At 35.8% G+C, this 18,417-nt stretch carries 20 protein-coding genes and 2 pseudogenes; 2 read left to right on the forward strand and 20 right to left on the reverse strand.

All coding sequences use genetic code 11. The features are described from left to right. Positions 1-17: 17 nt before the first annotated feature. The 13 genes and pseudogenes from SB717_RS11110 to SB717_RS11170 all read right to left on the reverse strand — a co-directional run bounded on the left by SB717_RS11110 (position 18) and on the right by SB717_RS11170 (position 8,973). Positions 18-296, reverse strand: coding sequence for a hypothetical protein (locus SB717_RS11110; RefSeq protein WP_071274330.1), 279 nt, complete (start codon positions 294-296; stop codon positions 18-20). Positions 297-308: 12 nt separating this feature from the next. Further along, positions 309-494 carry a hypothetical protein gene (locus SB717_RS11115; RefSeq protein WP_410903718.1) on the reverse strand — a complete coding sequence of 62 codons (186 nt, stop codon included), beginning with the start codon at positions 492-494 and terminating at the stop codon, positions 309-311. A gap of 133 nt (positions 495-627) precedes the next feature. Next, on the reverse strand, positions 628-843 hold the full coding sequence (locus tag SB717_RS11120) for a DUF378 domain-containing protein (RefSeq protein ID WP_013057146.1): 216 nt from the start codon (positions 841-843) through the stop codon (positions 628-630). Between the two features lie 133 nt (positions 844-976). Continuing rightward, on the reverse strand, positions 977-1,450 hold the full coding sequence (locus SB717_RS11125; RefSeq protein ID WP_410903719.1) for a DinB family protein: 474 nt from the start codon (positions 1,448-1,450) through the stop codon (positions 977-979). Between the two features lie 432 nt (positions 1,451-1,882). Continuing rightward, positions 1,883-2,698 carry a protein-glutamine gamma-glutamyltransferase gene (locus SB717_RS11130; RefSeq protein ID WP_410903720.1) on the reverse strand — a complete coding sequence of 272 codons (816 nt, stop codon included), beginning with the start codon at positions 2,696-2,698 and terminating at the stop codon, positions 1,883-1,885. 127 nt (positions 2,699-2,825) lie between these two features. Beyond that, positions 2,826-3,155, reverse strand: a complete 330-nt coding sequence (locus tag SB717_RS11135; RefSeq protein ID WP_410903721.1) for a hypothetical protein — start codon at positions 3,153-3,155, stop codon at positions 2,826-2,828. Positions 3,156-3,202: 47 nt separating this feature from the next. Further along, a complete protein-coding gene (locus tag SB717_RS11140; RefSeq protein WP_410903722.1) occupies positions 3,203-3,391 on the reverse strand; it encodes a hypothetical protein in 189 nt (62 codons plus the stop codon). A 59-nt stretch (positions 3,392-3,450) separates the two neighbouring features. Next, positions 3,451-4,344: a hypothetical protein gene (locus tag SB717_RS11145; RefSeq protein ID WP_410903723.1), complete on the reverse strand. Its 894-nt coding sequence runs from the start codon at positions 4,342-4,344 to the stop codon at positions 3,451-3,453. A 264-nt stretch (positions 4,345-4,608) separates the two neighbouring features. Continuing rightward, positions 4,609-4,830, reverse strand: a pseudogene (locus SB717_RS11150) (hypothetical protein); the annotation flags it as partial. Between the two features lie 98 nt (positions 4,831-4,928). Further along, positions 4,929-5,138: a hypothetical protein gene (locus SB717_RS11155; protein ID WP_410903724.1), complete on the reverse strand. Its 210-nt coding sequence runs from the start codon at positions 5,136-5,138 to the stop codon at positions 4,929-4,931. Between the two features lie 15 nt (positions 5,139-5,153). Then, positions 5,154-6,338 carry a hypothetical protein gene (locus SB717_RS11160; RefSeq protein WP_410903725.1) on the reverse strand — a complete coding sequence of 395 codons (1,185 nt, stop codon included), beginning with the start codon at positions 6,336-6,338 and terminating at the stop codon, positions 5,154-5,156. A gap of 552 nt (positions 6,339-6,890) precedes the next feature. Continuing rightward, positions 6,891-7,451 (reverse strand): nitroreductase family protein, encoded by a 561-nt coding sequence (locus SB717_RS11165; RefSeq protein WP_410903726.1) that lies wholly within the window; start codon positions 7,449-7,451, stop codon positions 6,891-6,893. Between the two features lie 235 nt (positions 7,452-7,686). Continuing rightward, positions 7,687-8,973 (reverse strand): Glu/Leu/Phe/Val family dehydrogenase, encoded by a 1,287-nt coding sequence (locus tag SB717_RS11170; protein ID WP_376738438.1) that lies wholly within the window; start codon positions 8,971-8,973, stop codon positions 7,687-7,689. Positions 8,974-9,177: 204 nt separating this feature from the next. On the opposite strand from SB717_RS11170, the gene SB717_RS11175 reads away from it, so the two are divergent. Next, entirely contained in the window at positions 9,178-9,333 is a 156-nt protein-coding gene (locus SB717_RS11175) for a hypothetical protein (protein WP_014460007.1), read from the forward strand. A 9-nt stretch (positions 9,334-9,342) separates the two neighbouring features. Here SB717_RS11175 and SB717_RS11180 read toward each other — a convergent pair whose 3' ends face one another. The 5 genes from SB717_RS11180 to pdxR all read right to left on the reverse strand — a co-directional run bounded on the left by SB717_RS11180 (position 9,343) and on the right by pdxR (position 15,500). Next, entirely contained in the window at positions 9,343-11,277 is a 1,935-nt protein-coding gene (locus SB717_RS11180) for an alkyl/aryl-sulfatase (protein ID WP_410903727.1), read from the reverse strand. Between the two features lie 394 nt (positions 11,278-11,671). Continuing rightward, positions 11,672-11,872 (reverse strand): ChaB family protein, encoded by a 201-nt coding sequence (locus tag SB717_RS11185; RefSeq protein WP_410903728.1) that lies wholly within the window; start codon positions 11,870-11,872, stop codon positions 11,672-11,674. 64 nt (positions 11,873-11,936) lie between these two features. Beyond that, positions 11,937-12,782, reverse strand: a complete 846-nt coding sequence (locus SB717_RS11190; protein WP_410903729.1) for a DUF2971 domain-containing protein — start codon at positions 12,780-12,782, stop codon at positions 11,937-11,939. A gap of 138 nt (positions 12,783-12,920) precedes the next feature. Then, a complete protein-coding gene (locus tag SB717_RS11195; RefSeq protein WP_074681193.1) occupies positions 12,921-13,553 on the reverse strand; it encodes a hypothetical protein in 633 nt (210 codons plus the stop codon). Positions 13,554-14,066: 513 nt separating this feature from the next. Next, positions 14,067-15,500, reverse strand: a complete 1,434-nt coding sequence (gene pdxR / locus SB717_RS11200; RefSeq protein WP_410903730.1) for a MocR-like pyridoxine biosynthesis transcription factor PdxR — start codon at positions 15,498-15,500, stop codon at positions 14,067-14,069. A 136-nt stretch (positions 15,501-15,636) separates the two neighbouring features. Here pdxR and SB717_RS11205 point away from each other — a divergent pair. Further along, positions 15,637-16,538, forward strand: a pseudogene (locus tag SB717_RS11205) (DMT family transporter). 156 nt (positions 16,539-16,694) lie between these two features. Here SB717_RS11205 and SB717_RS11210 read toward each other — a convergent pair. Further along, positions 16,695-16,925 (reverse strand): hypothetical protein, encoded by a 231-nt coding sequence (locus tag SB717_RS11210; RefSeq protein ID WP_237758608.1) that lies wholly within the window; start codon positions 16,923-16,925, stop codon positions 16,695-16,697. A gap of 181 nt (positions 16,926-17,106) precedes the next feature. After that, the gene (locus SB717_RS11215) at positions 17,107-18,408 is read right to left on the reverse strand and encodes a GH25 family lysozyme (RefSeq protein ID WP_410903731.1); all 1,302 of its coding nucleotides are present in this window, start codon (positions 18,406-18,408) and stop codon (positions 17,107-17,109) included. Positions 18,409-18,417: the final 9 nt, after the last annotated feature.

Here is an 18,417-nt window from a genome sequence, read left to right on the forward strand (position 1 = left end):
GCTTTTGGTGCTCTTTCTTATCCACCCATCGCACGGTAAAAGAAATAAAAAAAACCTAAACAGCCAAGTGAACTAATGCTTGTGGTTAAAATACCGATTGAAAGCAGCACCTGTCCGTCTCTTTTTTGTTTGTATCGCAGCATATAATAAAAAGCTAAAAAGGTGCCAAGAAGTAAATAAATCGCCCATATGTAAGGAAGGTTCTTTAGCTGAAAGATGTAGCCTTGATTAAATAATAAACAGTAAATAAAAAAAAGATTCACGATAAAAAAGATAGGAAGTACACTTCTCTTCATCTATTACACCTTCTATTCTTTATTTTCTGCTATAGTTGCCCTGTTTTGATTTCTCAGTTCATCCCGTATTTCACGTAAATATTGATTTCTCTCTTTCATTCGCTTTAGCACTATAACCACGACAGCTATTATGCCAGCAATAACTCTTATATAAAGAAGTCCAAATACTAAGATAGGTACTACACCCCAAAGCTCCATCCCATTCCTCCTGCTTTTTAGTTATTACCTTATTTTACCGTATTTTGTAAAGATGTCACGTCTTTTGTTCATGAAAAAGGGAGTTTGAATATACATTCAAACTCCCTAAAGAGATAATAAAAAATAATATTTATTATAGCGCTTTGCTTTTGACACTCGCTCCCGTTCCGAAAAACTTATCAAAAATTTGATAAAGAGCAGACAGGCCAACCAACCAATAAATCGTTGTTACTAACCAATCCCAAGAGCCAAATAGCTCTTCTACTACATTCACGCCTAATGCTACAGCTAACCAATTTAAACCGCCTAAAATCACAAGAAGAGTCGTTAAACCTGAAAGAAATTTCACGTTGTCACCTCCTTGCGAACTGCATTAGGAAAAGCAGCTCATGTTACATCTTATGCGCTGTATAGATCAGTATATGCATAGGCGCTATGTAAAATAGTTATAAAGAGTATGTGATTTATTCTTTTTTATTTCCTTATTCTGCTGCTGCAGCTTTCCCAATTTGCTTAATCATTTCTACATGCATCGCTTCGTGGTAGAAGCTGAATAAAAACGTTTCGCCAACTGTTGTAAAGTTAATGCCCGCTTTATTTGTAAAAGGTGTGATTAACTGCTTATCAAACTGCCCGGGCATGAACTCTTTAATACGCTGTGCTTGGTCTTTCAACACATTCGCAATTTCTTCAAGAGAAGGAGCAGCCTCCGTCCAATCGGCAGGTTTTGTTCCTGCGCCAAAAAAGCTTTCATAACTCTCTGGCGTTTGCATCGGTTCACCAGCTAAGCCAAACACAAGCTTTTCTTGGATAAAGGCAATGTGCCCAAGATTCCAGCGGATATTGTTATTGAATCCTTTTGGTGTGATGTCCGCTGCCTCTTCTGTTGTTTTTTCGAGGATACTAGTTGTAATGCCTCTTACAACGTCCATATGTTTTAAAATCATATTTTCCATCGTCTCATCTCTCCTTACGTTGTCGTATTAGATAAACTATTCAATGTCTATTGTGCACAAATTAACCCTTAAATGCCAATCATAACATTTAACCCTTAAAATAAAAGAAAATTCAAAAGAAACATCCCCCTATATAAAAACTAGGGGGATGTTTTAAGCAGAAGACTTCAAGTTTGAGACAGGTCCTTTGTTTGGCTTCGGTTTTAGCTGACCAAGCTTATTTTTCAGATAATCTTTTAATGCGCCGCGTTTTCTCTTACGTCTTTTATCACGATTTTTAATGGGAATCTCCTCCTTTCCTTTTAGTTTTAAGACCTGTGTATTAAATGGATTCTTCTTTTATACATAAAATCCTTTTGAATTCTCAAATTTACCTTCATGTAATTCTTTCCTGTTTACATAAAAAGACCAAAGTATCAAAACTTTGATCAATCAAGCTACATACGTAATCGACCCAATAGTGGAAATAATAGCACTATTTCTGTCGTACCAAACAACAGGTTCGTATCTAACTGCAAAATAACTGAGGTGAGCGGTGTGAAGCCTGACAATTTCATCTGACAAATAAGCTGATTGCTTTGCGTTGTCTTTTCTCTTTAAATTTAACACTTCAATAATTCTTTCCCGCGTCGTAATTCCAATTCCATGACCAAAATATAGAGTTTCATCTAATACAATGGTGTTTTCACCTTTCCACTGGGGAGTATCAGGGTTATAATCAGGGTTTTTAAAATACGCACAGTCTCCGGGCAAGTAGTCAGATCCTTTATAACCATGGAGCTCAAGATCTTCATCGTATTGCCAATCGTGTAAGTAAAGATCAGCAAAAAGCCTGTTAAAGTTTGCTTTTCCAATATTATTTAATACAGCTTTGTAAAAGATGATGATAACAGCCGTCGCGCACTCAAACGCGTATTCATGTCCGTTGTAAAAAATATCATCGATGGCCTGATGAGGAGAAACGGTAGGCAGTAGCTGAAACCCTCCGTTATCGGTTCGTTTCCAATACTTTTCGTTACACCTAGAACGTGCAAATGTAGCAAACCTAGCGCCGCTTTTGCGCAGCAGTACAGACGATTCAATAATTTGTAATTTAACAGATACATCAAAATCAAGCTGGTCAAATGTAGCATACTCATACACTTCCCTATAGGCATCCATCTGTTTTAAAATGTCTGCTTTTTCTTTTGTTAACGAACTATTATTTAGATCACTTATTTTCACAATTTGGTGGTTAACTTTAATCATAGACGTTCTCTCCTTTACAGAAAATGATGTCAATCACTTTCTCTAACAGGATATTGATAAAAAAAATTTTTGTGTATCTTCATTTAGTTAAAATCATGAAGATTAGAAAAAACGATAAAAAAATAAGCTAACCGCTAACCTTTTCATTTGTTCCTTTTTGTCCTTTTGTCACCTTTTTAAATATAAAGCGAGCAACTAACAAGTACAGTGGTAACATAATAATGACGGCAATAACATTTAAAATCCAAGGTATTGTCCCCATAAAAACGTTTGAAGATGCTTTATCATACCAGCTCACAATAAGTATTAAAAAGACCACACTGGATATAAAAGTACATATATATCCCTTCTTATAGTTTGTACTTTTCACAGCAACAACAAAGCCAATCGCCAATGAAATGCCTGCTGCAATTAAAACAAAAATTAAAAATAAGTTTGCTACCTTTTGAACGTCCATTACTTTCCTCTTTCTTATAGAATTTTTACTCCAGAACCTTAAAACAATTAACGCCTTTTTCTAGATACAATTCCTACAGTATTTTGATTAGCCGCTTCATTTTGTTTTTGATTAAAAGTTACTTTTAAATTGTACATAAAAATCAACAAACCACACCCAACCATAACCCAGCGGATACTCCCTTGGAATCTAGAATTAAAAATGTTTGCTAAAGCTATTATGAGTCCTGTTGACATGTTAAGATAATTCTATTACACAATTATATAATTTTTGCATATCTATTTTTTCGTTGCTATTACAAGCTTTTATAACAACTAACGTAATCGTCGTGCAATATATTGATAACTTGCTGTAAGTTTCTTAAAAAGAGCATTACTTCAGAGTTATCCATATTACAGTGAAGTAAATGAAAAACATTATTCTTCCCAATAATTAATTCGTCTTCGGCCAGCATAATAGTCAAATCTCTAAATGCATACCAAGGATAATACAAGGAGACAAAAGGCTCTTTAAAGTAAATTCCGTCCTCCATAACAACTATTCCATTTTGTTTTTTAAAAGGAAGTGTAGATAAGAAGGCAATAATATTATCCTGGGACGATAAATGATAATGCTCCCGTAGTTTTTCGTCTGTATTCTTCGGAATATGTTCTTTTACCACTAAACCATTATTAATTTCGAATGCTTCTTCGTACTTTTCAAATAGTACACAAGTGTTTTTTATTTCATTTGTCTCTGTGTAAAAAGGAAGTAAATGTTCTTCAAAAAGTAATTCAACGGAATAGTTTTTTAAATAATCTCGTATAGAGACTAATAACTCTATAAATAGCGTAGCGGGGTAGTTAGTACCGCCACCTAACAGAAACGTCTTTTTATGATCAAAATAAACTTCTACATTTTTCTGTATAGTTATACTGGTCACTTCATCTAAATCTTCCCATGCTAACTTTTCCGCTTTTCCTCCTAAATTGCGCCACCTAATTCCGTAGTTAGTAAAATAAATTCCGTTTTTTCCAACTCCCAGTATTGTAGTATCTAGGTAAGCTATAACTTTCTCATCTGGAGATATTTTAAATCGCTTTTGTGATTTGGATAATATAGTATGAGGAATCTTTTCTACATAAAATTTATCTTGTTGATACTTGAAACATAACTCACTTAAGTGATTGTAACTCTTGTTTATGGACATAAAAAAACCCCATTCATTTTAAAAATAATAATTTTGTTTCTTATCCTTTCATATCTCCCTTTGCTACGCAACCAAAATATAAGTAGCAATGATTCCCACTACAATTAAACCGCCGCCATCAACTTTCTTCCCTTGTGCCTATATGTATAAAAACCCAAAATTATAAATAACTTACAAACATTTTATCAGAGAATGTAATTTTTGTAATTGTTGAAGGTCTCTAGTTCATAAGAAATGAGTTTTATCTTTAAAAATATAAAACCACTACCTTTTATAACAGGCAGTGGTTTTTGTAATTTGTTTATCTTTCTTTACTTTATTTTTTAAATTAATCTCATTATGGCTGTTTCCATTAACTATGCTTTCTTCCTCAACATCTATGTTTGTAAGAACTTTATCAAGCTATTTTGGTAAATACCACATAGATTTAACCATCAAAGACATTACAGCTGGAATAATAGTAAGTCTAACTACAAATGCGTCAAATTTAGGGGGGGCATCTACATTAAATTCCTTGCTGATTACTTTTCCTGCTTAATCAGCGGGAGCATTAGGGGTTATCATTCCTTCGTTAAATGAGGTACCTAACTGAAAGTAACGCCCTTTGCACGTAAAACCGCAAATTCTTTTCGTTTAGAGTAAATATTATTTACTAAAGAGTTAAACACTCCTACCATTGTTGATACAACTGTTGATACAACTAATGTAGCTATAACTAAGATAAAAATTCCCCAACGCTGATAAAACATTTTATCCGCTTCTTTAGCTGACTGTTCGTAATTACTAATTTTCATTACCATTATAAAAAGCTAAATAAATATATCTTTAATCTTAAAAATGTATTCATCCGGTAATTTGTCAGCTCTCCTTGAAATCTCTGCTCTCTGGCTCTTTCTCCCTTTAATAACAACTGAATCTTTTTTTATATTTATGCTTCCGAAGCTATACGGGCACCAAAATAAATTAATATCATCTATTTTTATAGTTTTAACAACGTTAGAATTAAGGTCCGTAACACGCAGTTTAAATGGAGCATTTGTAAGATGAGATTTGGGCACTGCATAAATGACCTCGGCTAAATACTTATCATTTTGTTTCGAGAAGTATGTGAGCTCAATGTCGGTTCCTTCTTCTTTTATTTTTCTAATAACAGATTCTATTTTATGCTCTTCTAAGTGATCAAACTTCGTAATACTTCTTAATGCTGAAACTATACTACTAAACATCATATTTGATTTAGTTTCGTTGTCACTCGCCATATATTTTTTAGTATCTATTATCGAAAATGCATCTTTTATCCGGTGATTTGGAGCAAATTCTTGTTTTGCTTCCACTAGTGTGTCCGCTAAATGTATAAAGGTGTGACTATAACCCGGCAGCATCACTTCTGCTTTCCTTAGCAGGTTGCTGAAAACTTCGGTGTAGATAAAAGAGTGGTTTGGTTCTGTTTCCTCGATAGGAGCAGAAATACTAATTGTTATTAATGGCTTTGTTAGCGGTTTTGGATTAGACAAAGATCTTTTCATTGAAAGGTCAGCTAGTTTTGCCCAGTTACTTTGAACTGTTTGCTTTTGCTTCTTGAAGTATGCCTTTAGTTCTTCGAGTGTACGTGGTGCATTTTTTATCGACTGTTGAAACTTTAATAGAAGTTTGTCTTCACTAAAGTCAAGTTCTGACTTTAGTTCTATAGTTTTAACCAACATAATAGCCTCTTCAACTCTATGTAGACCTGTTAAGAAATCCTCTACATTAAGAGTTTTGTTATTGATAAAATTTCCGGGCAGCTCAATTTCGGCTATATCTTCATAGAGAACACGTAATTTGTACTTCTTCTTAGAGCTAGGATTATTTATAAAACGGATCAACATGCACTCAAATGTACTTCCATGAAACTCTCCTATTAAATGTTCATTTAAAAAAGTATCTAATAATTGCAAAGAAAAGTTAGTTTCTTCTTTCGTTTTAAAATCCTTATACTCAATCAAAAATCTCATTGGAATCACCTTGGAATATATGGTATATTTTTACTGTACATTATATTTGAAAAAGCAGTCAACGCAAAGCATACAGCCAGTAAAGGGCAGGTTTATACAGGATCAAGCAAACACATTATACAGCTAGGCGTGAAGGTTATCTAGAAGGACGTTAAGAAGGTGAAAAAAGTTAGGAGAAGGACGGTAAGTTCATTTCTAGAGAGAGGTTATTCACCTGCACACATTGAGATAGAATTGGACAATGATTCCGTTCCATATATTAAGAAGTTATACTATAATGTTGGAGAAAAAAAGCAGAGGCTATGTTTAAATTACGACGACAGAGATACAGGCTAGTCACTCGGGAGAATAAGATGTTACGAGCTGCTTTATCGGTTCATAAGCATTATCTTTTCTACTATTCAATTTGAATCATACGTATGGATTTTATTGTAAAATAATCATTTGATATTCACTTTAAGTTTCCTTCTGCCACTTCTTAAAAACAATAAAAGACAGCAGCTCAACTTATAAGCTGCTGCCTCTTATTTAGAGAAACACAGAAATAACCTTTTAACGATACCAAATTGTTTTATCTTGATATGGAATACGTTTTGATGAAGCTTCTTTATTAGGGTGTCCGACGTAAATTAAGCCTAAGAGCTTATCTCCGTCTTCTAGAGATAAAAAGTCATTCAGTTCTGACTGATAGACAATTTCACCGGTTCTCCAAATTGTAGCCAGACCTTGTTCTTCCGCTACTAATAGCATATTTTGTATGCTTGCCGCTACGGCAGAGATTTCTTCAATTTCAGGCACTTTTCCAGAAGGACTTACTGCTACAGCAATAATGACAGGAGCGCGAAGCGGTCCTTTTTTTGCTTTTGTTGTTTTTTTTAGCGATTCTTCTTTGCTTAAGTGAGCAGTTTTTTGCTTCATAATACGTTCCATTTCGTCTCCTAAACGAACGCGTGAATCCCCTGTAAACACTCGGAATTTCCAAGGCTCTGTCTTTTTATGGTTAGGAGCCCAAGTACCGGCTTCTAACATAAGATTAATAGCATCTTCTGATACGTCTTTGTCTTGCATAGCCCCAATCGTTCTTCTAGCTTTAATAATATCTAATACGCTCATATTTTCTGTCTCCTTTTCTGCATTCAATTTATTAGTATAGGTATGTATATATCTTATATATAGAATAATTGAAAATCATTCTCACTGTCAATTGTTTTGCCCTTATTCGGGTCGCGATAAATATGCCAATTTTTTAAGCGTGTTTGCTTTTTTAGCAGGTTTTCTTTTAATTATTTGGCAGTTACGGCAAATAAAAAACGATTTGGACTCTATATTCCAAATCGTTTTTTTTATCTTATACCCAGCCGCGGAAACGAGAAGCTTCAGCCGATTTTTTGATTCCTGCCATGTAAGCAGCAAGTCTCATATCTACGTCATTTTCTTGAGAGATTTGATAGACCGTTTCAAATGAATCCACCATTACCTTGCGTAATTTGTAAGCTACTTCTTCTTCAGACCAGTAGTAGCCTTGATTATTTTGCACCCATTCGAAGTATGAAACCGTTACGCCTCCAGCACTTGCTAAAATATCTGGCACTAAAAGTACGCCTTTTTCATCTAAAATCCGCGTAGCCTCAAGTGTAGTCGGTCCGTTCGCTGCTTCTACTATAATAGAGGCTTTAATGCGGTGAGCATTACGAACAGTAATTTGATTCGAAATGGCTGCGGGCACTAAAATATCACATTCTTTTTCTAATAGCTCTTCGTTTGTCATCACATTTGTAAATAAATTCGTTACGGTTCCAAAACTATCGCGTCGATCAAGCAGATAATCAATATCAAGACCAAGAGGATCATAAAGAGCTCCGTATGCGTCTGAAATGCCAATTACTTTTGCTCCTGCATCATGCATGAACTTAGCGAGAAAACTGCCGGCATTCCCGAAGCCTTGAATAATAATTCGCGCTTCTTGCAAGTTAAGTTTTTTCTTTTTAACAGCTTCTTCAATACAAATAGTTACGCCTTTAGCTGTTGCAGTTTCGCGTCCTTGAGACCCTCCGAGTACGATAGGTTTTCCGGTAATAAAACCTGGAGAATCAAACTCACGGAGTCGACTGTATTCATCCATCATCCACGCCATAATTTGAGAGTTTGTATAGACATCCGGTGCAGGAATATCTTTAGTAGGCCCAACTATTTGACTGATGGCTCTCACATAGCCACGGCTGAGTCGCTCTAGCTCACCGAAAGACATATTTCTTGGGTCACATACAATTCCGCCTTTACCGCCGCCGTAAGGAAGATCAACAATCCCGCATTTTAAGCTCATCCATATGGATAATGCCTTCACTTCTTCTTCATTGACTTCAGGATGAAAGCGTACGCCTCCTTTAGTAGGCCCGACAGCATCATTATGCTGAGAGCGGTAGCCGGTAAAGACTTTTACCGATCCGTTATCCATTTTAACCGGAATACGAACCGTCATCATGCGCAGCGGTTCTTTTAATAAATGGTATACTTCCTCACCATAGCCTAGCTTTTGAAGCGCTTCTTGAATAACCGTTTGAGTAGATAAAAATAAATTAAGTGATTCTTGTTCTTGCTGCTGTTCTTTTTTTAATTCACTAGCTGTTTTCGTCATGGACATTCTGTTCACCCCATATTAATCATTGAATTTTCTCAACGATTTAACATGCAATTCCTATGCCAACTTATGGTGCTTTACAACACTCTTATATTATAAATAATCCGCATTAGCAAGCCTTATATTCCCTGCATAGGCTGATATTAGTATATACTTAAAGAAATAAGACAAACTATTTATACTGCAAAGGAGGAAAGTGCTATGTTAAATGAAAGAAAAGAACAAGAGCGAAGCAATCACTATATAGAATGCTGTTCCATCTGCGGAGAAAGGCTAACATCTTTTCAAGAAAAAGAAATCTTCACATGCGACAGCTGCTTTGAACAAAAAGTCAACGATGTGCTTTCTGAGCTGTAATCAGGGACTCTATTTTTTAGAAACAGGTGTCACAATATTAAAGTTTGGATCGATAGAATCCTGACTAGACAAAAAGAAATCCCATTTTGATTTATCTCCTTGAACAAATATGACCGAGCTATAAGAGTGATCATTTGTAGTTGTTAGCTGGTATAAGGTATCTTGCCACATCGTTACCGTCACCTCAGCATTCTTTCGCGTATCTCCAAGATATCTAAAGATTCCATGCTTAAGTTCTGTGAGAGCTACTTCATTACGATCCGGTATCACAAACAATATACGATAGTTGCATGTGCCTGCCTTTAATCCATCTACGCGAATGCTAAATAGTTCTAAAATATTTTTTAAAGGAAGTGTATCCCATACTTCTTTTGTAATAATGTTGGCCGGCAGCGGTATATTACCTAAACGAAGTTCTTTGGCTCCTGTTAAATATTCATTTCGCCAAGGACCAGATTCAGCTATATAGCCTAATTGTTCAAGCGCATCTGCACATAAAAGTTTTGCCTTCACATGGTGAGGATCAGCGTAAATAACTTGTTTGGTCACTTCAGCTACCCATTGATAGTCGCCTTGTTGAAAACAGCGCTGTGCTTTTTTGACAATGTTGTCCGCTCCCCCCATATACTCTACATACTTCTTAGCTGACTTTTCAGGAAACAGTTTATTTAAATCTACAGGATTGCTGTTGTACCAGCCTATATAGCGCTGATAAACCGCTTTTGCGTTATGGTTAACCGTTCCATAAAAGCCGTTTGTATACCACTCTTGAGATAGGGTTTCCGGTAGCTTCATCATTCGGCCGACGTGGTCGATAGTATAGCCTTGATTCATTAGCCTTAATGTTTGGTCATGAATATATTGATAAACATCTCGTTGATTTTCGATATAGTTAATACACGACTCGTTTCCAAACCTTGGCCAATTATGTACCCCAAATACAGTTGTTAGTTCTTGACCAAATAAATCGATTGCTTGCTGCAAGTATCTTGCCCATGCTGCTGCGTCTCTTACTTTCGCTCCTCTGAGCGTATAGAGGTTGTGCTGAGTGGCCGTACAGTTTTCTGCAATACACAGAGACTTTTCACTAGGAATATAGATGTTCATTTCAGCAGGCGCCTCCGTCCCTGGCGTAAGCTGAAACTGAAATGAGACGCCGTCAATTCTCTTACTTACATAAGGATGATGTTCGGAAGGACAAATTTCTTCTATTCCTTTAATAAGCGTGATTGTTCCAAATGAAATTTCTTTTCCGATGCCGTTGTCAACTAAGCCTTTTTCATCTCGTCGCAGTCGAATACCGTACATATATTGACTTCTTCGTGTCATTGCTGTTGCCGCCGTGACGTTTTCATCGATAACCGCGTCCATAAACCCAGCAGGAGCATAAACTTTACTAGTTTTATTTTGTATTGAGTCAGGTAATACTCCTAGAACTCCACCGTAATGGTCTATATGTGAATGTGAGAAGATAACGGCTCTAACAGGACGCTTCCCACAGTGCTGGTTTACTAGTTTAAGCGCTTCTTCTGCTGTTTCTTTTGACGTCAAGCAATCAATAACAATCCATCCCGTTTTTCCTTTAACAAATGTAATATTAGCCATATCAAAGCCTCTTACTTGAAAGATGTTTTCAGTTACTTGATATAGGCCGGCTTGTACATTTAATTTTCCTTGTTCCCACAGTTTAGGGTGAACGGTAGCAGGTGTAGATTGTTGAAATAAAAAAGCGTACTTTCTTAAATCCCATACAGGCTGCAGCTGATTTTTCTTGAAAATCAGCGGAAAAGGTACGCGTACAAGAGCTTGGTAGTCCGCAAGATTTTGTTCTGATTTCACTTGTTCCCAGTCTATGCTTTTATAAGCCTCAGCATTAGTCGCTGCAGTCTTTTGAGTAGCATCTTTTCGGTGAATTGTTAACTCCTGTTCATAATCAAACAGCATAACCCCCTCCTTTTTATTACTTTATGCGTAAAAATAAGACGAAGTACAAAAAGGGAGGGAAAATAGAGTCAACAAAAAAGAAGATGCGTGCTAAGCGCATCTTCTTTTTTATACTTAATTTTATGTTTAAATAGTCGAGTATTCTGTCTTAATTAGACAGCCTAGCACTTAGTATAACGATTGTTTACCAATGTGCCTTTTGTAATCAAAACAAATCTTCCTTCTAAGGTGCTCAATACGTTTCTTGAAGTCGCTGTAAAACAATGCATGTGTACAGTCTCTCCTTTCCTGTATTGGCCTTACATAGAATGTATACCCCCGGAAAAATAGTTGAAACCTCATTGGGAGATTTTTTAAAAAATAATAACAAACTCTTTATACTTAGTCTCTTTTATCACTCTTTTTTTACCCAGTTGTCATTATCATCTTTTTTGTACTTTGTTTTCACCGCGTTCCAAGCAACTTTGTGAGCGGTAGCTTCTTCTTTGTATTCATCACTTGCTGAATTAAATGCTTCTTTATAAATTTCCTGAGCGTGATGAGGAAGATTATCTCTTACTCTATCCGGCAGTTCTTTCAATGAATTGTAAGGCATGATCGTATTCCTCCTTAAAACATCTTTTACTACTGATTTACCTGTTTTCAAATAGCCTAAACATTTAATAAATATAGTCCCTATACAAGTCGGACTGAGTGACCTTTTTATAAGCGAGCCCGTGTTTTTTAGCAAGGGCTTTTACTTCCTCTACACAGCTTTGAGCGCTTCTTGGTGATACGTAAATTTCATTGATGAGCTGATGTAAATTACATGTAAGGAGGTTGCCATGCTCGTGAGAAAACTCATACGATCTTTTTTCAAGGATATCCATTCGTTTTTGCCATTGATTTGCGGAAATACCTTGAATTTCGAATAGCTTTTGCAGCTTCCAAGCGTGTATACGACTTGCTACAATAATAAGCCTCAATTCATTTTCATGCTGATAGGATTTGCGCTTGTAAAATAATGTGTCATATACAGAATGACTGATCATTTCTTTTTGGAAGTCTATGTACTGCACTTTGCCAGAGAAGATTTTATAGCGTAAATCTTTAATACTGCACAATAAATTTTCATAGGTGGTTTTAATAGCTACGCCATCATTCCCCTTTAAATATAGGTCCCACATTCCAGCAGCTTCATAATCATTGATATGCCAGGATGAAACAGCAGAAAATTCATGGATTTTTCTTATATAGGTTCTAGAGGTACGGTTATGACGTTCGCCTTTTTTTCTTAACTCTTCTATGTTCCACATTGAAGAGCATCCTTCGAGAGGGTCCGAAAATGCATCAGGTTTTGCGAAAAAAAGCGCATTGGTTTCTAGTAAATCTTGAAAATCACACAGCGGCATAAATCGCCACACCGTCGGATTATTGTGCACCTTATAGCGTTCATCATAATCGTCATAGCTAGATTCGAATCTTTTGGCATATTCGTACGCTTTCTCTCTATAAGCTAAATCCATTGGTTTTCCTCCTCTGAATGCATATTCATACTTGAATTATAGCACTTAATTGTTGTAATTTTCAAAATTATCCACCTGCATTAAGAGAGTTCTATTATCAGATAAGAAGACACGCCTCAACATCTAAAGCGTGTCTTCTTATTTAATGAAATGAATGTTCTGCTTAACACTTTCACTGTCTGGCTGATTTAATTCCAATAAATAAATTTCATCCGCTCGAAAATCAGTATTCTTCATTTCTTTTTTTAAGGTACGAATAAAGGCAGATGAACTTTTTCCGTAGACTTCAAAATAATGAAACGTGTGTACAACAAATAGAATGGATGCTCCACTGTAATCTTTTTTGCTCTTTTTTTGGATGTTTTCTAGCACTTTTTCTATATACTCTTCTACAGAACCTTCCGTCTGGATACGGGGTAGAGCAAAATTTCCTGAATTGACTCTCTGTGCATCTTCAAATTCCAGTTTCCCATCTTTATAAGAAGTAATTTCAATTCGTTTTTCAGTACCATCCGGCTGAAGAATTAATCCGTCGTATCCTTGACTTCCAATAATAAGCTTCAATTTTGAATTTCTCGGACAATAGGAAGATTGGCTGAAGCAATAAAGCGGATAAAACTCTTCAAAAAACTTTTTGAAACGCCCTTTTTTAAGCCGGGCTAATTTTATATACTCTTTGTTTTGATGAATCATTTGCTGCGTGTGTTCAAAATACTGCTTCATTTCTTCTTGCGTTCTGTACACATCAAGATCTTTAAATAATTCATCCATCTTTTTCACCTTCAATCCCACCAACTAAAAAAGTCTTCTTACTTAGTAGATACATATTCATAAATGTGTGTGACAATTTTCTTTTTTTAGAGATATAGCCTTTTTTTAAACAAAACGTGCACACTTTTCATTTTTTTGCATATCCTGTTATTCGTGCGTTCAATCATGAGCGTACGTTTCAGCCTTTAGTTGTAAAAGATGAACTGTAAAGTTACAGCTGATGGCGGATGATATGCGTCTGATTATTTCATAAACTATAAAGAACAGGAAACTTAACAATAATTGAGGTGTTGGAAATGTTTGATAATGATTACGTAGTTAAAACCATTCACGACTTATATGTAAAACGTACAGAAAGTAAATTAAAAGTCTTCTTAACTTATTTTTGCCATAAAAAATAACGCGTATTTATAGACGGTAATATATACTCAGTTGTTACTTGGAGTTTTTTATAAGAAGAAGAGTTTGATACAAATAAAAAGGAATAGTGGTAATCCGCTACTCCTTTTTTTACTATACTTGCAATTCCCGAATCAGTTCAGCAAGAATTTTAATGCTTCTATCGATATCTGGTAAAGAGGCATAGGCGTAAGAAAGCCGAAGATAACTGCCGGTTTCTTGTGCATAGATACTTCCAGAATTAAGCAATATCCCTCTTTTTAAAGCACGAGAGTATAAAGATTTCATTGAGATAGAAGGTTGAATATGCACCCATATAAAAAAGCCTCCTTCAGGATTCGTCCATGTTGCTACATCTCCTGCGTATGTTTCCAAAGCATTCAGCATCACTTTTCTTCTTGTTCCCAAGTCGGTTCGTACAGTTTCCATATGCTGTTGATATAAGCCATTTTCAAACCATTCCGCTGCTACTCTTTGAGACAATGAGCTCGATCCATAATCTGTTTGCATTTTAATATCCGCCAAACGCTCAATGACTGGTTCTGGGCCGACTATCCATCCGATACGTAATCCCGGGCTTAATGTTTTAGAAAGACTGCTAACATATAACACGTGTCCATTTTTATCTAAAGCCTTTAATGGCAACGGAGGAAGTTCATTTAGCCATAATTCACGATATAAATCATCTTCAATAATAGGAAGCTGATGTTCCTCACACTCTTTCAACAAATCGTGACGCCTATTTTGTGACATTAATGTTCCCGTTGGGTTATGGAAACACGGATTTGTATATAAAATAGCTTGTCCTTCTTGAGGATCGGCACGTTTTATAGCTGTTACTTTTATTCCTTCCTCATCCATAGCAAGACCTTTGAGTTTCATTCCGGCTGATTGAAATACATGTAAGGAGTATAGATAAGAAGGTTTTTCTAACAAAACGGAAGAGTTCTTTTGCAGCAGTCCAATTGAAATAAGCTGAAGAGCTTGAAGAGCGCCGGAAACAATTAAAATAGAATCTGGAGAAGATTCAATCCCTATTGTTTTCATATACGCACTTAACTCTTTTCTTAAAGGAAAATAACCCTTTGGCTCTTCGTATCCCAGAACCTCCATGTTTTCTGCTACTTTTTCTACGGCGTATTTCATTTTGTTTTTAGGAAATATGTCAGGTGAAAGCTCTCCTTTGCTTAATTGAATAAGGTTTGAGTTAAATTCGGATTTATTAATATCTTGTACCATGGCTTGACTGGGCCGATGCATACCTGATTTCACATGAACATTCCAATCGGGCGGATTCGTAGCCAAAAGTGTCCACGTATTATTTACAACGATTGTTCCCTTTCCTATCTTACCTTCAATTAAACCGTCCGCTGTTAATTCCTCTAATGCCGTAATGACCGTACTTCGATTAACGTCAAACAAAGCTGCAAGCTTTCGCTGGCTGGGAATTTTACTTCCAATCGGCCATTCTCCACGGGCAATTTTTCCTTTCATAAAATCAATAATTTGCTTGTATTTTGGATAAATAGAACTGTTGTCTTGATTCATACGTCTACTCCTATTTTTAAAGTGGTTGGGTTAATTGCTTTTAAACTGGTTGAAGACATTTTATCAAATGTTTATTAATATGGGAACAACGATGGAAACTGGTTGGGTTCAAAATAAAAAATGGAGATGAATAAGCATGAAATTAACGTTTAGCCTTGTATTTTTACATATACTGATGATTAGCTTATGGGCTTCAGCATTTCCAGTTATTCAAATAGGATTGGAATCGTTTTCTCCTCAGCACCTCGCTTTTGTTCGATTAAGTATTGCTTCTATAGTGTTGTTAGTTATTGCAATAGCCACACGCATGCGATTGCCTGATATAAAAGATATTCCACTTCTTTTAGCGCTCGGTTTTTTAGGCTTTACTGTCTATCACACAGCATTAAACATTGGAGAAAAAACGGTAAGTGCGGGTATTGCGAGTTTACTGGTCTCGACGACTCCTATTTTTTCCGCGTTTTTAGCTATTTTCTTTTTTCATGAAGCGTTCGGAAAAAGAAAATGGATTGGATCTGCAGTAAGCTTTGCAGGTATTGCACTTTTAACTTTCAGCAAAGAGAATTTTGTACACTCGGTTAATGGAATCTTACTAATTCTACTAGCTGCCCTTGCAGAAAGCATCTATATGGTATGTCAAAAAAATTATTAAAAAAGTATGGTTTTCTTTCTTTTGTAACGTACAGTATCTGGGGAGCTGCCATTTCTATGCTTGTTTTTTTACCAGGGTTAGAAATAGAGCTTGCTCATATCTCTGTCAGATCAGCGATAAGCGTGATATATTTAGGATTATTCCCAACCGTTATTCCGTATATGATACTCGCTTATCTGACATCGCGTATAGGTTCTGCTGAAGCTGCCATTTCTCTTTACTTAACTCCTGCGCTGTCCTTTTTTTTAGCGTGGCTGCTTTTAAAAGATATCCCCAGCACAGCTTCCATTGTTGGAGGCATCATTACGTTATGCGGCGTGTTGCTTACACATAGTAAAAGACGAGTAGCAGTAGTAAAAAAGCCAAGGTTCACAATACAAAGATAATGTGTAGGGTTTAAGGAATTCTCTTAGATGCTATGTTTTTTATTTATATATTTTATTTAGAACATATTTTAATTTCTTCTTTTTGCAGTTTGATTAATAATTAATAAAAAACGCCTTTCTTTAATCTTGGTTTGAGATTTAAAGAAAGGCGTTTTTTTACGAAGTTTCTAATTCTGCTTTTATTTTCCCAGCCACTGCGTGAGTCAGCTGCTGGAGATCGTAAATCTCTTCTCCTGAAAGTACTACATGTCCGTTTAAAACGTGGTTATGTTTATATGCTCGATACGTCACTTCAATACTTTTTATCGCACGCTCTACTTCATCATTCACCATAATGTTTTCGTAGTGATAGGATAGTGTTTCAATTCGAATCTGCGTATTTTTCATATTCATTTACCCTCCATGAGCTGTTGACTAAAAATATGACTGTTAGAGGTGAACTATACATAGAACCTTTTTTGTTATTACATACTTTGTTATTTAGAACATATTTTAATTACTTAATTGATCTCTGCTATTCTTTTTTTACAAAATACCAAAATAACCCCCCGCTCTTCGGAGCGGGAGTTTATTGCTTGTAGTACCAGCCTTTTTTATCTAAAAACTGTTTAACTTTTACAAAATCCAGTCCAGCTGCGGTAAGTTCAGCGGACGGATTACCTATTGCATGTACGTGTAATTCACTGTCAATTCCTTCATTTTTTAAGAAAGCACGAAACTCTGTTTCCATGTCTTTACTTAATCCGCCTGTTTTAATTGTAATTGGGATAGGTTCTACGTCTTTCATTTGCACAAATCCGCCTGGAACAGCCCATGCTGCATTCGTATAGCCATATACGCTAAATACCGTGCCTTTTTTTATCGTTCTAAAATTCTCTGTTACATTTGCATATTTGTAGACTCCAATATCCTTCTTCGCTTTTACTTGAAAAGCATATTTATCTCCGAGTGAAGTAACCTTTGGTAATGATTCTTCGACAGGATTACTTACACCCTTAAGCAATTCCATCATTTTAGCTAATGTTTTCTCATCAGCTTTTCCAGTTGACGTTAATCCATACTTTTCTTGAAGAGCTTTAACAGCTGCAATAGTTTCGCTGCCGTATTGACCATCGGTTCCTTGCTGGGAAAGTTCAAATCCTAATCTAATTAAGTTTTGCTGCAATTCTTTTACAGCTAGTCCGCTATCACCTTGCTGCAATTGCGCTGAGGGTTTATTATTTTCCACTACTGTAATGCCTGTATTGATACTATTAAAAAAATCTAAATCCATTTCATTAATATCAACATTTCCGTTAATTCCTTTTACCTTTCCTTGATCTGTATATTGAAACATAGCCCATCTATTCCAAATGGCTGTATTCCCTGGATTAGCAAATCCCTTAGAACGGTTACTTCCACTGTAACGGGCTACCCATAACGGATATTTTGCTACAGCGCTTGTAAAATTGGATTTAATAAAACTATAACCCGTATAAAGAATAGGCGTAATGCTTGTTTTCCTTTCAATATACTCCATCCATCTAACTGCAAAGGCTGTGACCTGCGCTTTTGTTTTCCCTTTATTTTCTTCCAAATCTAAGCAATGAGGCAAATCAACCTTCATGCTGCCTAATTTATTTAAAAAGAAATTAACTTCTGCAATGGGATCATTATCAACATGAGCAAAGTGATAAAAGCCTACACGTAGACCTGCATTTTTTGCACCTATATAATTATCATATGATTTTTTATCTAAGAAGGTTGTGCCTTCTGTTAATTTAATATACGCGCCTTTTACACCATCCGACGCCACTTTTGCCCAATCAATTGTTCCGTTGTGATGAGAAACATCAATGACCTTAATATTTTGATTATTACGGTTTTGCATTGCTATCAC

The sequence above is a fragment of the Priestia sp. SIMBA_032 genome (assembly GCF_046535215.1).
Classification (GTDB): domain Bacteria; phylum Bacillota; class Bacilli; order Bacillales; family Bacillaceae_H; genus Priestia; species Priestia aryabhattai.

Excerpts from the sequence above, each read along its gene's own strand:
- SB717_RS11115 (WP_410903718.1), bottom strand. The coding sequence starts at position 494 with ATGGAGCTTTGGGGTGTAGTACCTATCTTAGTATTTGGACTTCTTTAT.
- SB717_RS11140 (WP_410903722.1), bottom strand. The coding sequence starts at position 3,391 with ATGTCAACAGGACTCATAATAGCTTTAGCAAACATTTTTAATTCTAGA.
- SB717_RS11160 (WP_410903725.1), bottom strand. The coding sequence starts at position 6,338 with ATGAGATTTTTGATTGAGTATAAGGATTTTAAAACGAAAGAAGAAACT.
- SB717_RS11210 (WP_237758608.1), bottom strand. The coding sequence starts at position 16,925 with ATGAAAAATACGCAGATTCGAATTGAAACACTATCCTATCACTACGAA.
- SB717_RS11215 (WP_410903731.1), bottom strand. The coding sequence starts at position 18,408 with ATGCAAAACCGTAATAATCAAAATATTAAGGTCATTGATGTTTCTCAT.
- SB717_RS11165 (WP_410903726.1), bottom strand. The coding sequence starts at position 7,451 with ATGAGCGTATTAGATATTATTAAAGCTAGAAGAACGATTGGGGCTATG.
- SB717_RS11130 (WP_410903720.1), bottom strand. The coding sequence starts at position 2,698 with ATGATTAAAGTTAACCACCAAATTGTGAAAATAAGTGATCTAAATAAT.
- pdxR (WP_410903730.1), bottom strand. The coding sequence starts at position 15,500 with ATGAATCAAGACAACAGTTCTATTTATCCAAAATACAAGCAAATTATT.
- SB717_RS11185 (WP_410903728.1), bottom strand. The coding sequence starts at position 11,872 with ATGCCTTACAATTCATTGAAAGAACTGCCGGATAGAGTAAGAGATAAT.
- SB717_RS11135 (WP_410903721.1), bottom strand. The coding sequence starts at position 3,155 with ATGGACGTTCAAAAGGTAGCAAACTTATTTTTAATTTTTGTTTTAATT.
- SB717_RS11110 (WP_071274330.1), bottom strand. The coding sequence starts at position 296 with ATGAAGAGAAGTGTACTTCCTATCTTTTTTATCGTGAATCTTTTTTTT.
- SB717_RS11190 (WP_410903729.1), bottom strand. The coding sequence starts at position 12,782 with ATGGATTTAGCTTATAGAGAGAAAGCGTACGAATATGCCAAAAGATTC.
- SB717_RS11180 (WP_410903727.1), bottom strand. The coding sequence starts at position 11,277 with ATGCTGTTTGATTATGAACAGGAGTTAACAATTCACCGAAAAGATGCT.
- SB717_RS11145 (WP_410903723.1), bottom strand. The coding sequence starts at position 4,344 with ATGTCCATAAACAAGAGTTACAATCACTTAAGTGAGTTATGTTTCAAG.
- SB717_RS11155 (WP_410903724.1), bottom strand. The coding sequence starts at position 5,138 with ATGAAAATTAGTAATTACGAACAGTCAGCTAAAGAAGCGGATAAAATG.
- SB717_RS11170 (WP_376738438.1), bottom strand. The coding sequence starts at position 8,973 with ATGACGAAAACAGCTAGTGAATTAAAAAAAGAACAGCAGCAAGAACAA.
- SB717_RS11125 (WP_410903719.1), bottom strand. The coding sequence starts at position 1,450 with ATGGAAAATATGATTTTAAAACATATGGACGTTGTAAGAGGCATTACA.
- SB717_RS11195 (WP_074681193.1), bottom strand. The coding sequence starts at position 13,553 with ATGGATGAATTATTTAAAGATCTTGATGTGTACAGAACGCAAGAAGAA.
- SB717_RS11175 (WP_014460007.1), top strand. The coding sequence starts at position 9,178 with ATGTTAAATGAAAGAAAAGAACAAGAGCGAAGCAATCACTATATAGAA.